This window comes from Mesorhizobium sp. M7A.F.Ca.US.011.01.1.1, assembly GCF_003998295.1.
Taxonomy (GTDB): domain Bacteria; phylum Pseudomonadota; class Alphaproteobacteria; order Rhizobiales; family Rhizobiaceae; genus Mesorhizobium.
On record NZ_RZRT01000006.1, the window covers coordinates 77,033 to 90,441 of the forward strand.

Annotated in this window: 12 protein-coding genes; 4 read left to right on the forward strand and 8 right to left on the reverse strand. The window is 60.5% G+C overall.

Features of this window, described 5'->3' with window-relative positions; translation table 11 throughout:
* Positions 1-195: 195 nt before the first annotated feature.
* The gene (locus EOA13_RS10320; RefSeq protein ID WP_127292050.1) at positions 196-1,377 is read right to left on the reverse strand and encodes a DUF3095 domain-containing protein; all 1,182 of its coding nucleotides are present in this window, start codon (positions 1,375-1,377) and stop codon (positions 196-198) included.
* Positions 1,378-1,450: 73 nt separating this feature from the next.
* Between EOA13_RS10320 and EOA13_RS10325 the strand changes: the two genes are divergently transcribed.
* Together EOA13_RS10325 and EOA13_RS10330 are read left to right on the forward strand one after the other, a co-directional pair.
* Complete coding sequence (locus EOA13_RS10325) at positions 1,451-2,539, forward strand: glycosyltransferase family 4 protein (RefSeq protein WP_127292053.1); 1,089 nt, start codon at positions 1,451-1,453, stop codon at positions 2,537-2,539.
* On the forward strand, positions 2,536-3,315 hold the full coding sequence (locus EOA13_RS10330; RefSeq protein ID WP_127292056.1) for a polysaccharide deacetylase family protein: 780 nt from the start codon (positions 2,536-2,538) through the stop codon (positions 3,313-3,315). The genes EOA13_RS10325 and EOA13_RS10330 overlap by 4 nt, the downstream gene beginning before the upstream one ends.
* A gap of 1 nt (position 3,316) precedes the next feature.
* Here the strand turns inward: EOA13_RS10330 and EOA13_RS10335 are convergent, their stop codons facing one another.
* The 3 genes from EOA13_RS10335 to EOA13_RS10345 are packed head-to-tail and all read right to left on the reverse strand — an operon-like array spanning position 3,317 to position 7,390.
* Positions 3,317-4,171 carry an MBL fold metallo-hydrolase gene (locus EOA13_RS10335; RefSeq protein ID WP_127292059.1) on the reverse strand — a complete coding sequence of 285 codons (855 nt, stop codon included), beginning with the start codon at positions 4,169-4,171 and terminating at the stop codon, positions 3,317-3,319.
* A gap of 23 nt (positions 4,172-4,194) precedes the next feature.
* Positions 4,195-4,641 carry a cyclic nucleotide-binding domain-containing protein gene (locus EOA13_RS10340; protein WP_127292062.1) on the reverse strand — a complete coding sequence of 149 codons (447 nt, stop codon included), beginning with the start codon at positions 4,639-4,641 and terminating at the stop codon, positions 4,195-4,197.
* Positions 4,642-4,675: 34 nt separating this feature from the next.
* A complete protein-coding gene (locus EOA13_RS10345; protein ID WP_127292065.1) occupies positions 4,676-7,390 on the reverse strand; it encodes an ABC transporter ATP-binding protein in 2,715 nt (904 codons plus the stop codon).
* A 233-nt stretch (positions 7,391-7,623) separates the two neighbouring features.
* On the opposite strand from EOA13_RS10345, the gene EOA13_RS10350 reads away from it, so the two are divergent.
* Positions 7,624-8,289 (forward strand): class I SAM-dependent methyltransferase, encoded by a 666-nt coding sequence (locus EOA13_RS10350; protein WP_127292370.1) that lies wholly within the window; start codon positions 7,624-7,626, stop codon positions 8,287-8,289.
* 37 nt (positions 8,290-8,326) lie between these two features.
* Here EOA13_RS10350 and EOA13_RS10355 read toward each other — a convergent pair whose 3' ends face one another.
* From EOA13_RS10355 to EOA13_RS10370, 4 genes are all read right to left on the reverse strand, one after another.
* Positions 8,327-9,478 carry a glycosyltransferase family protein gene (locus EOA13_RS10355; RefSeq protein WP_127292068.1) on the reverse strand — a complete coding sequence of 384 codons (1,152 nt, stop codon included), beginning with the start codon at positions 9,476-9,478 and terminating at the stop codon, positions 8,327-8,329.
* Complete coding sequence (locus EOA13_RS10360; protein WP_127292070.1) at positions 9,475-10,719, reverse strand: glycosyltransferase; 1,245 nt, start codon at positions 10,717-10,719, stop codon at positions 9,475-9,477. Before EOA13_RS10360 ends, EOA13_RS10355 begins: the two co-directional genes overlap by 4 nt.
* Before the next feature lies 1 nt (position 10,720).
* Positions 10,721-11,935: a glycosyltransferase family protein gene (locus tag EOA13_RS10365; RefSeq protein WP_127292073.1), complete on the reverse strand. Its 1,215-nt coding sequence runs from the start codon at positions 11,933-11,935 to the stop codon at positions 10,721-10,723.
* 440 nt (positions 11,936-12,375) lie between these two features.
* Positions 12,376-12,870, reverse strand: a complete 495-nt coding sequence (locus EOA13_RS10370; RefSeq protein WP_164780047.1) for an alcohol dehydrogenase catalytic domain-containing protein — start codon at positions 12,868-12,870, stop codon at positions 12,376-12,378.
* Between EOA13_RS10370 and EOA13_RS37870 the strand changes: the two genes are divergently transcribed.
* Positions 12,841-13,335, forward strand: coding sequence for a hypothetical protein (locus EOA13_RS37870; RefSeq protein ID WP_164780042.1), 495 nt, complete (start codon positions 12,841-12,843; stop codon positions 13,333-13,335). The genes EOA13_RS10370 and EOA13_RS37870 overlap by 30 nt on opposite strands.
* The last annotated feature ends 74 nt before the right edge of the window (positions 13,336-13,409 follow it).

A 13,409-nucleotide genomic window follows, 5' to 3' on the forward strand; every position in this document is an offset into this window, starting at 1 on the left:
ATAGCCAGCGCGATCACGCCGAGATGCGCGGCGCGCCTCGAAATCCGGTTCAGAAGACGGTCATATGTCGATCGTGAGGCGTCCAAAAATCTGCTTTCCCGTCAATTCGGACAGACTACCCCTCCCATGGCGCGGCTCACCGGTGCCAAGAACCATGAGTGAGGGCATATTGCGGAAATCGATTTCCGCAAGCAGTCAGCAGACCGGCGCCTTCGCCTTCAGGCTTGCGGCAGCCATCGCGTAGCCGCCGGCGGCGCCATCGATGAAATGAACGTGATCGCGCTGCAGCGGCGAGGTGACGAGGCAGGTCATTAAGGCCGACTTCTGGCGGTGCAGGCCATAATTGCAGATGCCCGCCTCTTCCGCCTGCTTCAGCCGGTCTTGGATCCGATGCAGCACATCCGCGTCAACGTCGATGGTCATTTTCAAGCCGTCGTCGAACTTTCGGAAATCCGAATTGCTGGCCACCTCGCGTTTGTAGACCTTCGGATCGAAACGGCCAATCGTCCAGCCAAATCGATCGGTTACAGCCGTGAGCGTCATCAGGAACACGATCCACAGCTTCGACCGCCACCGCCATCCTGCCGGGGCCATCGCCCGCGCCTCGACATCCAGGCCGGCGGGCAGCAGACTGTAGCCCGGGCCGTCCACCGGCACCGGGTGGCCATCGCGCTCCTGCCTGCCGGCGAGGGCGATGATGTCGGAAGCCAGAAACTGAAACCCGCGCAAGTCGCGCGACGCCCCCGGTGTGGCTATGATCGAGACGATTTCGCCATGCCGTGCTTCGATCGGGTTCCAACGGCAGGAAAGGCCGGTCAGATCCGGCCGCGCGCCGACAGGCGCAGGATCGATGCGGTAGCGCCCCGCTTTCATCTCGGCTTCCGCCCAACTGCCGCCACCGCCGGCGAACATGGCATAGAAGGCCGCTTCGGAGGCCTGGAACCTCGCCACGCGAACGTCGAGGCCATGCGCCCTTATGTCCCCTATCGGCACGATCGCGGCGCGCAAGGTCAGGCCCAGTTCGTCCGCCACCCATCTTTGGACGGTTGCCAGCGCGTTGCGGGCGATCTCCAGCGCCGAGCCGGGAAACGCCACGAGTGCGCCGTCGCCGCCGAAGACAAAGGGGAGATCTTGCCGACCCAGCGCATTGAGCAGCGCCGAAATGACGCTTGCGCCGGCCATATTGACGGTTTTATAGCGCCCCGCCTCGATCGCCTTGGTCGAGCCGACAATGTCGGCGGTGGCCAGCGCCCAGCCATCGGGGAGGGGCCGATAGTTATCGATGTCGGCAACGCTTTCGAACTTTGCGAAGACCGGCAAAGAAGCGACAAACGGGTCGGACGCGACAGCTGTTTCCATGGCCATCAGATAGCACATTCCACGGCTTCAAGGTGAAGTCGATCGCGCTTCGAAATTGACTTGCGCAGGCTTTCCGAGGATAGGTCGCGCGATGCGAATTGCCTTCTACGCGCCGCTGAAGTCACCCAATCATCCCGTTGTATCCGGCGACCGCCAGATGGCACGGATGCTTGTCAAAGCGCTGGAGCACGGAGGGCATAGCGTCGAACTGGCATCTGAGTTGCGCTTCTATCTACGCCAGCCGGAGTCGAAAAGTTTCGCGGCACTAAAGATCGAGGCCGCAGAGGAAGCCGCGCGGCTGACCAAGCTTTGGGATCGTGACGGCAAGCCCGATCTCTGGTTCACCTACCATCCCTATTACAAGGCGCCCGACTTGATCGGGCCGGAGCTGGCGTCGGCCTTTGCTGTCCCCTATGTGACAGCGGAAGCCTCCTATTCCAGGCGACGCAATGCCGGCTTGTGGGCCGATAGCCAAGCATTGGTGGCGCGAGCCATCGAACAGGCGGCCCTGAATATCTGCTTCACCCAAAGGGATCGTCAGGGACTGGCGGATGCTATTCCTAAGGCCACTTTCGGTATGCTTTCGCCCTTCATCGATACATCGGCATTCCGGGAAGTCCCGGCACGGGGTTGTCCGACGCGCCTCGTTACCGTCGCCATGATGCGCCCGGGCAACAAACTGGACAGCTATCGCATGCTGGCGCAAGCGCTCGGCTCGATCGGCCACCTGCCCTGGACCATGTCGGTCGTCGGAGACGGGCCAGCCCGTGACGAGGTCGAAGCGCAATTCGCCGGCTTGCCCGCCGATCGTATCGAATGGATTGGCTCGATCGAGCCTGACGCCGTGCCGGATGTTCTTTACACCGGGGGAATCTATGTCTGGCCGGGTTATGGCGAGGCCTACGGCGTTGCCTATCTTGAAGCACAGGCCGCCGGCCTTCCGGTGGTGGCTCAGGACATCGCCGGCGTGCCGGAAGTCGTGCGCGATGGCCAGACCGGGTTTCTCACCACGCCGGGCGATGTCACGGAGTTTGCTTCCGCCATTGAAAGGCTTCTGGTCCGTAACGATGAAAGAACCATCATGGCCGCGGAAGCCAGGCGTTTCGTTCTCGAAGAACGTTCCCTCGGTGGCGCAGCTGCGCGTCTGGCCGAACTTTTTGCGAAGGTCCCGGTCTCATGACGTCCGATCCGATCTGGCAACCCTTGGTGGAAGAGCTGGCGCGCCTGCAACGGGCGGGCCGCAAGGCGGAGTTCTGGCTGCGCGACGACGACGCCGTGGATCCGACGCCCGCGCTTGATCGGCTGCTCGATCTCACCGGTGAATTCGCGGTTCCGGTCACTCTGGCCGTCATTCCGGCCCTGACCGACGCGAAGCTTGTCGCCCGGCTTGACGAGGCCCCGCATGCCACGGTCGCCATCCATGGCTGGGCGCACCGAAATCATGCGCCCGAGGACCAGAAAAAGCAGGAGCTCGGCGCGCCTCGGCCACGCGAGGCGGTGCTCGATGATCTGGCTCGCGGACTGTCGCGCGTAACCGGCCTGCACGGCGCACGTGCCGTTCCGATGCTGGTGCCGCCCTGGAACAGGATCGACGCCGGCGTGATATCCGACCTTGGGTCGATAGGATTCGCGGCATTGTCGGTCTTCGGGCCGCCGAAGCCGGCTTCACTGGCTGTCATCAACAGCAATGTCGACATGATGGATTGGCACGGCACCCGCGGTTGCCACGATCATGGCCTGTTGGTTCAGAGGATTATCGCACAATTGCAGCATGCATTCGACGGCGGCGAACCGGTCGGCCTGCTCACGCATCATCTCGTGCATGATGAATGGGCTTGGCTTTTCCTCGAACGGCTGTTCGCAGTCACTGCTCGGATCGAAGCCTGCGCATGGCTTCCGATCAGGACATTGATCGGACGCAGTGATTCCATCGGATTGGGCTTTAAAGGAAAATAGCTCAGCGCTTTCTGTGCGATGAGACCGGGAATTTGAGCGTCTGGCCATCCCGCGCGGCAAAAGCGCCGGCAAACCTGTCCTTGGCCAGCTTCTCCATCTCGTCCAGTTGCTCGTCGGTGCGTGTCGGATCGTGGTGAAACAGCGCAAGCGCCCGTGCACCAGCTGCCTTACAGAGCTTGACGCCCTGTTGCCATGTCGAGTGCCCGTTACCGCGGCGGCGTTCCATTTCCTTCTCGGTGTAGGTGCAATCGTAAATGACGAGGTCGGCATCTTCGATCAGGTCGAGCACCGACTGATCGAGTTTGTCCGGCTCGTGCTCGGTGTCGGTGATCACCGCCACGACGCGGCCGCCCCATTCGATCCGGTAGCCTATGCAGCCTCCCGGATGGGTGAGACTGCCGGTCCGAATCACCACCCCTTCGCGCGGCCGAAGCACGTCTCCGGAGACGAAATCGCGGCAGTCGAGCTTTGCCTTGCAGACGTTCATTTTCACCGGAAACCACGGCGGCCGTATGAACTCATCGATAATCTGCCGGGTCGTCATGCGTCCTGCAAGATGCCCGGACCAAAGCGTAAGCTTGACGCTCGGGTCAAAGATAGGCGCAAAGGCCGGCAGCCCGATGATGTGATCGTAATGGCAATGGGTGAAAAGCAGGTCGAAATCGGTCACATCCGACGCCTGAAGCGCCCTGCCGGCAGGCCGCAGGCCAGAGCCTGCGTCGAACAGAAGCGTATGCTTGCCGCATCGCATCTCAATGCAGATTGTGTTGCCGCCATAGCGAGCGAATTCTGGCCCGGATACAGCAATGCTGCCGCGCACGCCCCAAAATCTGACCAGGAAAAAATCGTCGTCCATGCTACCTTTCGCCCATCATAGCTCTAGGCGCTTCGAGCGTCGATCAGATCCGCGGTCGTGTGGCTTAGCCGATCGGCAAGAACCCGCAATATCTCGATGGTCATTTCCGGGAACTCTTTCATAAGCCTCAGGAAATGATCCTTGCGGATTCTCAAGGCCTCCAGATCACTTGCCGCGCTGACGGTGGCAGTGCGGGAGCTGTTGCACAATATGGCGATCTCGCCGACGATCGAATTTGGCAGCAGTTCGGCAACTTTTATCGGCCCGCTGTCGGAATCGACCAGAATATCCGCCCTGCCTGAAAGGATGACGTAGGCAGCGTCTGCCTCGTCGCCCTGCCGGAAAAGAATCTGGCCGGCACTGTAATTCACGCGATCGGATGTGAACGCGAGCAGCTTGAGCTTTGCCGGCTCAATGCCAGAGAACAAGGGAACGCGTTGCAGCATTCCAACTTCATCCTTGAGCAGCATTGTCGCAAACCTTCCTAAATTCGCGTCTGCCAGGCTATGACAGAAGTTCCTTGAAGATACCGTTCTCTGCTAAAAGTGTCTCGTGTGTACCGTCTGCCACCAGTTGGCCCGAGTCAAAGACGATAACGCGATCGAACATCATCGCCATTGCCGGACTCGTCACGACCCACACAATTGCCGGCGAATGGCCGTCGCGTCTGGCTTCCTCGAGCACGTTTCGCAGCACCTTGTCCTGAATGCGCTGGTCGAGCGCCGACAGCGGCCGGTTGAGAATGAGAAAATCGGGACGCTTGAGCAGAGCCCGGGCAACATCGAGCTTCTGTCGCTGTCCGCCAGTCAGCCGCCTTCCACCGGCGCCGACGTTGAAGTCCAGGCCGACATCCAGAAGCTCGGCATAGAGCCCCAGCTCGTCAAGAATGTCATAGACGATGGAGCGTATGCGGTCCGGGGCGTCGGGATGGTTGTTTCCCACACGGCCGAATAGGACATTGTCCATGACGGTGGCCGCGGCAATGTATCTGGCAGGATCATACCGTTCGATCGCGTTGTGCAGCTCGGGCGGCAGGTTTTCATAGAACTGGTTGCGTGCGGCGACGATCTTGCTCATCAACTCGTCGGTCAGCAGGCCGAAGCGGTGCCGGGGCTCGATATAGGCAAAGCTCAAGGTGATGATCATGGCGCGGTCGGCCTCCGAAACCGCCTCGTAGGGGCGGTTCTTGAGCCGCTGCAGCAAGGTCTCGTAGGCGGGGATCTCCTCGGCGCTCATGAAGGCGAGTTGCTGGAAGAACTGGTGATCTGCCGGCAGGTCGGCAAACAGCTCGATTGCCTGTTCGGCGATTTCCATGCCCATCTCGTAGAGCGTGCTGTCGAGGCCGGCCTGCTTCAGCACGGAAGCAAAGTAGGGATTGGCCGCCAGAGCCTTGTCGGCCAGTTCGGGGCCGGCGGCGGCGCCGAAAAGCAAGTTCTGGCCGATCGTCGCTTCCGTGTTGTAAGCGCCCGGCTCGAAAGGAACCACCAGTTCGCGCAGCCCTTCCTGTTCCAGCCGGGTTCGCAGCGCTGCACGCAGTTCGACGATCCGCCCGGCGAGCTTCGTGTGACGCGTGAGGTCGGCCGAAGAGCGCAAGCCAAGATCCAGAATGTCGCGCGACAGAAGAACCGCGTCGAGCACCCGGCGCACCGCTTCAAAGAGGTCGTGCGGGCCGGTAGCACCGGCGGAAGCATAGTCGATCCAGTCGCTGTGGACGTCGAGGTCCGGATTGCCCGACCGGCGCGCCTCGTCAATGTTCCAGCGCTGCTGGTCTGCCGCGGCGCCGTCATAAGTCACCGATGTCAGCGGTGCATGCTTCAACCCGTAGAGCAGGTTGTCGCGCAGGCTTGCTTGGAACAGGAAAACATCCGACGAGGCGTAGGACATGCGCCGGCCGGTCACGGCTTCGGGGAGTTCAAGCAGGTCATCGGCGCCCGAAGCGACCTTTCCGCTTTCCGGCCAGTTCAGACGCGCAAACGCTTCTGCTAGCGCCTCCGCTCCGCCTGTCGGGGTGCTAACCAGCGCCACCGTCTCCGCCGGCTTGACCTGCATGGAGACACGGTTGAGGAGCATTGCACCGCCATCGTCTGCCATGGAGAGACCGACCGCCGACAGGGGGTTTGTCATCGGACCGGGATCGTCGATCATCAGTGCCGCGATTCCCGGCGCAATGATATCCTCGACGGTGAACTGTTCAACGACCTGCTGATATTTGACCTGGACATCCTGCCGATCCTGATCCCAGTCGATCAGTTCCTTCATCGGTCCGGGCAGGTCCTTGTAGGCTCCGATCACCGCCACGAGCTGGCCGACGTCCAGCCGGCCCCCGATGACCAGATACCCGCCGATCATGTAGAACAGAAAGGGCGTGAGCTGTGCGAGAAAATTGTTGAGGAACTTTACCATGAATTTCCATTGGTAAAGATCGAAGCGGATCTTGAAGATGAGCCCTAGCCTGACAGCTATGTCGGCGCGCTCGTAGTTCGACGTGTCGTGGACGTGAACCGCGCCGATACCATCGACGATTTCGCCAACCCGGCCCGAAAGCGCGCGCGCCGTCAACTGCCGTTGGCGCCCAAGCACGAGCAGCCGCCGCCGCATCCGCGGAATGAGTACGATCTGGATGATCACGATCACCACCGCTATCATTCCGAGCCAGACGTTCTGGACCATGATGAACAGCATGGCCGTCAGCGCCTGGCCGCCGAGCAGCACCGGCTGCAGGAAGGCATCGCCGATAAAGCCGCCAAGCGGCTCCACCTCATCCTTCACCATGGTCGCCACTTCGGCGGATTTCACGCGCTTGAAGTAAATCGGCGGAAACCGCAGCACACGATCGATCAGATCGAAGCGGATACGCCGCAGCATGCGTTCGCCGAGGCGGCCCTTGTAAGTGTTGATGTAAAGTTTGAACAGGCCGTTGATGACGACCAGCAAGAGGAACACAAGGCTCAGGGCGAGCAGCGTCTCCTTGCGGTCAAGTTGAAAACCGGAGAAGAACTGGACCTCTCCAATGAACGGCAGGTTATAGTGCAATCTCATGAAGGGCAGGGTCGCGCCGGGTTGCTCGAACCCCTTGCCCTGGATCGGGCCGTTGACGATCAGCTTCGGCAGGTCGAAGGACATGAAATATGGGATCATCGAAAGCAGGACGATCATCAATATCCAGATCTGCTGCTTCCGGGTGTGCGTCCAGATATAGCGGGCTAGGCTGGGTTCCATATGCGACTGTCAGTTTGGAGGATGCAGGCGGTGAAAGCACCTGCTGACAAACGATGTATCGGCAATATCTTCGCGGATGGACGCCGCTGGTCGGGACAGACGCAATCGGCCCCCTTCACCACCGCGCAACGGCGAAACGGCTGGCGGCATCGTCTCATTCGCAAGTCGAACAGGCTCGCGTGAGGCAATATTGCGTTGTGTCGCCCGAAATCCCAACATAGAAGACGAATATGATGGATGTCACACAAGCACGCAATGCCGGCGGGCACGAACAAGCCTTGGACCTCGCCCGGGGAATTGCCGCCTATGTCGATCACCCTCTCGTCGCCGGGCTGGCGCGCGTCATCGCCAAGCATCCGACGGCCGATATCGCCAACGCCTTCAACCACAAGCAGGTCGCTTGCAAGATGTGGGCGCTCGACGAGCTGTTTGGAAGCTGCGGTGGCCGGTTCGGGCGTATATGGGTGCTGGGTGGATGGTACGGCGTATTGCCGGCAATGCTTTTCAACGACGCCCGTTTCGACATTGCGGCGATCGACAGCATCGACATCGATCCGGAAGTCGGGCCGGTCGCCCGGACCCTCAACCGGGAAGCCGGCGACCGCTTCCAGGCGCTGACGGAAGATATGTACGCACTCGACTATGCGGCCGGGCGGCCCGACCTGGTGATCAATACGAGCTGCGAACACATAGCCGATCTGCGCGCCTGGCTTGCTCTGGTTCCACGGGGCGCGAATGTTCTGCTGCAATCGAACGATTATTTCAGCGAGCCGACGCACATCAATTGCGTGGTTTCACTGGCAGCCTTCGAAGCAATGGCGGCGCTCCGGGAGATCAGGTTCTCCGGCGAACTGCGGACAAAAAAATATACGCGCTTCATGCTGATTGGAACTGTTTGAAGCGCGTTGCGCCAATCCAACCGAGATGCGACCTGCGCTAGGATTTCGAGGACCAGGTTCGATATCGCTCGCGCAGGACTTGCGCCGAGCGACGCGCGCCATCCAGATCGAGACGATGCGCAGCTGGCGTCGGTCCCGCAAGCGCCTGTTCGATCGCTTGTGCTAGACCTCCAGGCGTCAGGTCGTTTTCCCTCAGAACCGTCGCCAAACCCAGTTCCTCGAGCATCAGGGCGCGAACCGTTTGTTCTGTTTCGCCGCCGGCTGCAAATGGGACGAGCAGGGAGCGGCAACCCGCGCGCAGGACATCGCAGACCGTGTTGTAACCCGCCTGCGAGACCGACAGGCGGGCTCCGGTAAGCAAGCTGGCGAAATCCTCGCGAAACCGGAAGATGGACAGGCCCGGCGTGGCATCGCGTGAAATCGCGTCAAACTCGTCCTTCGGCAAGTTTGGGCCGGTGATCAGACACCATTTCCAGTCGTTGTCGGCATTCCACGCTGATGCGATGGTGGACCGGACAAGGCTCTTTCCGGCGGCCCCGCCGCCAACCGACACCACAACGTCGAAACGCTCGGAGGCCGCGGGCGCTGGTGGCGCGGCAACGAGTCCCGTGTACGCAACCTCGGCCCTGATCGCCCCCGCCAGTGGAAATGTCTTGTCGATGGTTGCGAAAGCTGGATCGCCGTGGACCATGACAAGGTCAAAATGCCTGTTAACGAGATCGACCGTTTCCTCGTTTCGGCCCGGCTTGACGCGCTCCTGAAGGATATCACGGACGGACGTCACCAGCAGCGGTCTGGGCGACGCCGCGTCGACGGCCTCGATCAGCGGCAAGAGTTCGAAACGCATCTGCCGGCGTCCAAATGGAAACGCCTCGACAATGACGATATCAGGCCTGCAATCCCGGAATGCCTGCAGCAGCATCTCTGAACGTCGTTTCTTGAAATCATCGTCGATGGGCTTGCCCTGCAGGTCGACAAGTCCGGAAAATCCTTCATCACCGGAGGTGACAGGTGGCAGGGTTACAGATATTGCCCCCAATCCCGGAAACCCCGCGACCGGCGCTCCGCCAGTGACGACGGTTACGTCAAACCCGTCATCGACCAGAGCCGCCGCGACGCGGCTGGAGCGCGCGAGATGGCCGATGCCGAGCAGGTGCTGGACATAGAAGAAAGCGCGCAGCCGCTTCATTCGACGGCCCGCCACTCCCGTTCGAACAGCTCCTTGAGATGTCCAATGCTTGCCAAATGATCGAAATTGCCGCGCACGCGCGCCTCTGCGGTGTCGCCGAGGCGGGCACGCAGCACGGGATCACGGATCAGGCGCTCCAGCGCCTGTGCCAGGGCAATTGGGTTTTCCGTCGGAACCAGCAGCCCGGTTTCATTCGGCGATAAAAGCTCCGGTACGCCGGAAATATCGGTCGACACGCAGGCAAGCCGCTGGCTGGCCGCCTCCACCAGAACATTCGGAAGACCGTCCCGGTCGCCATTTGCAGTGATCCTGCAGGCCAGGGCGAAGATATCGGCACGGCGGTAGTGCTCAAGCACCTCCTCCTGTGCAAGCGCGCCTTTCCAAGAGATGCGACCATCCAGTCCGAGCTTTTGCGCCAGCGCCTTCAGCGGTTCCAGTTCCTCGCCGCTGCCGATATGCTCGAAACGCCACGCCAAGTCGCCAGGCAAGATGGCAAGGGCTTTCAGCAAGATATCGTAGCCTTTCTTTTCGACGGCGCGCCCGACACTCAGAACGATGACCGGTCCGCCCGGCTCCGAGCCGTCATGCTGTTTTCGCGCCTCGCCGAAAATGCCGAACCGATCAAGATCGAGCCCATGATAGCTCAAATGCACGGACGAGTTGTCGTCGGCGAGTTTTTTCAGACGGTCGAAGCCGGTTTTCGTGCAAGTTACCGTCCAGCGCGCCGAGGAAAGCTTGCTGGCCAGATCCCAGTCCGCCGAAGTCCAGATGTCTTTGGCATGGGCCGAGCAGCTCCAGGGTAGACCAAGAAGCTGGCTGGCATAGCGCGTCACCGATGCCGGCGTGTGCGCGAAATGCGCATGTAACCATACCGCGTCTTCGGGCCATTCGGCCGCTAGCACGAGCGCTTGCCCGAAACGGCGCGCGCGACTGCGCGTAAAGTCGCGCGGGATATCGACGGCCAGCGATCCCAGTGCACGCCAGAAGCCCGGCCGCAGCAAACAAGCAAAAAGCGAGCGAACTACGCGCAGCGGCTCTTCATGCAGATATTCCGGCAGATAATGGACGGGCGCCTTGATCTCGTCATGCACGGGGTGGCGTTTTGCGTCGGTCGGCCGCCTGAGCGCGACGAGTATCAGATCGAACCCCGCACGCTCCAGTCCGAGCAGTTCCTGCGCGATGAAGGTTTCCGACAGCCGCGGATAACCCTTCAGAACCACGACGATCTTGCGATGTTGCAACTCAGTTCATGCCTTCAATAACCGAAAGGTGAGGACCGGCCTGCCGGTCGAGCAGTTCCGCGACGATTTCGGAAATGTGAGGGAGCCCTTCCAGGGTCAGATGCGGATTACTCTGGGATGGACGAGGCCGGTTCGGCAGCGCCACCAGTGCATCGGCAAACCGCTGGGAGTCCTTGGCTTCCTCCGGCAGAAGCATTTCGACGAGGCCCAGTTCGGCCGCGCGCCGAGCGCGGATCAGTTGTTCCTGGCGGGGTTCGATGCGCGGCACGATGAGCGCCGGCTTGTCGAAAGATAGTATCTCGCAATAAGTATTGTAACCGCCCATCGCCACTACCGCCTTGGCGCCGGCAATCAGGTCTTCCATGCGGTTGTCGAACTCGATAATCTTGATGTAGGGGATCGTGGCCCCCTTCTTCAGCAACTTGTTGCGCTTGCGCGCCGGCATGTAAGGCCCAAGCACGATCAGCGCCCTGTGCTGCAATTTCGGATCCTGCTGATAAGCATCGATGACGTCGTGAATCAATTCGGCGCCGTCGCCGCCGCCACCGGTGGTAACCAGGATATAGTCGCCCTCTGGCCGGTGGCCGGGCAACTCGTTCCGTTGCAGGCTCCGCTGCAGGAAACCGACGAATCTCATTTTTGCCCTGACAGCCGGCGGCACATCCAAGCCGGTCAACGGATCGTAGAAATCCGGCGGGCCATAGGCCCAGACCTTGTCGTAGAACAGGCCTATCTTGCGCATCACATCCCTGCGCGCCCACTCTGCTTCGAGCAGATGCGGTGCATCCATCACCTCGCGCAGGCCAAGCACCAGCGTGGTGCCCCGCGTCTTGAGGTAGGACAGCGTGTCCTCAATCTCACCGCGCAGGCCGAGCGGTTCCTTGTCGACGATGAAGATATCCGGCCGGAAGGTCTCGGCTGTGTGGCGGATGATAGACTGACGCATCCTTAGCGTCTCATGCAGATCGATGTCCTTTTCCAACGAGGTGTATTCGCCGTTGCGCAACTTGATGACGCTGGGGATCTTCACGAAGTCGACACGGGCGCGGTAGTCGAAGGCGCCAGCGATAGTCGCACCCGAAATGATAAGCACCTGAAGCCCACGGAAATCCTCGACTAGCGAATGCGCGATAGTCCGGCAGCGCTGCAAGTGGCCGAGCCCGAACGTGTCGTGGCTGTACATGAGAATCCGAGCGTTTTCTGCGTGCTGGGTCATTCTTGAACGTCTCTTAAAATTCTCGCCTTGAGACCGTGAGTGGCCCGCCGGCTTCGAAACCATCCTGGGTTTGGCCGCAATTTTCAATCTATATTGCTTCTATGGAATGCCGTTCAGATATGCTTTCTGATCGCGAGTCCGGAACTAGATGGGTTGGCGAATATCGCCGCGCGGGTGTGAGCAGAGACTTCCTGTTGTATTGTGGGATGGATCGAGGAGGAAAGCGATGTCAAAAAAATCGGCAGAAATCATCCCTCTTGATTCCAATCCGGACTGGTAAAGGTGAAATTCCCCTTGCCTATATAGCCAATTGCTTGATCGGTATACGAAAGGACAAGGTCGCTGGCGCCGCACGGCGCATCGTTGTAGAACTCATTCGTGCGCCATTGCACTCGCCTCGGGACCAAAGGTGCCGCCCATTATTCTCTTGACGGGCGGTCTCATTGTGGCTCACCGACCAGAAATTGAGCCATCTGTCGCCAAGCTAGCCGGAATTTCAGCAAGAATCGAGTGGATGCCAGCGCGGTCGCGACACACCACCCGCTACAGGGTGTGTGCGACACCGGTCGCTTGTCGATCGTTAGGACGTTGGCGGCAATCGAGATCGGTTCGGCCAGCGCCGCCAGACTGAACGGCATGTCGGCCGGAATTGGAATGGCATTATGCGCCGGGACGGCGACGAAGTTACGGAAACCGCCGTCGCGATGGACGCCGATCACTTCGAGGTTGGCGCAGACATTGGAACGGCCGATCCGGCAGGGATAGCAGTGGCCGCACGACACCACGGGGTCGACCACCACGCGGTCTCCCACGGCAACGCCGGTCACATGGCGTCCGAGCGCGGTGACGGTGCCCGCGAACTCATGGCCGATGACGCGCGGATAGACGGCGAACGGATTTGAGCCATGCAGGATGTGAATGTCGGAGCCACAGATGCCGACACGGCTGACGTGAACGACACCTCGCTGGCGCCGGGCTGTGGCATGCCCGGCCGGATTTCCAGCGACTGCGGCGCGCTGACAAGAACCTCAAGCATGAACACTCCAGCTAAGTATACTAGTCGACAATTACCCATGGCTAACGTCAAGTTGGTGCGCGACCAGAGGCCTCCTGATGAGCCGATCGAAGCGGAACGGGCCGGGGATAATTGGACAAGCGTTTCGGCGCTTCTCGCCTGGCGACGTGCCATCCCGAAGTCGCGAAGCTGCCAGTCAGGTTCCGGCCCCATTTCCGCCGTTCTGGACCCTGCTCCCAACGTTCAGCTATGGTCGGCAGTTTGGGGTCGCGGGAGCATACGGAACGATACGGGAAGCTTTCGGATTCTGGCCCACGAAAAACTCAACAAAACCAAGGATTTGAATATGCCGTCCGGGCCCGCCATTATCGTTGTTTATCAATAAGTTAGTGTGTTTCATTTGCCTCGGTTAGCCAAATCAGGTTGGCGAACCTCCGTCGATCTCGTTGAATTCATTGA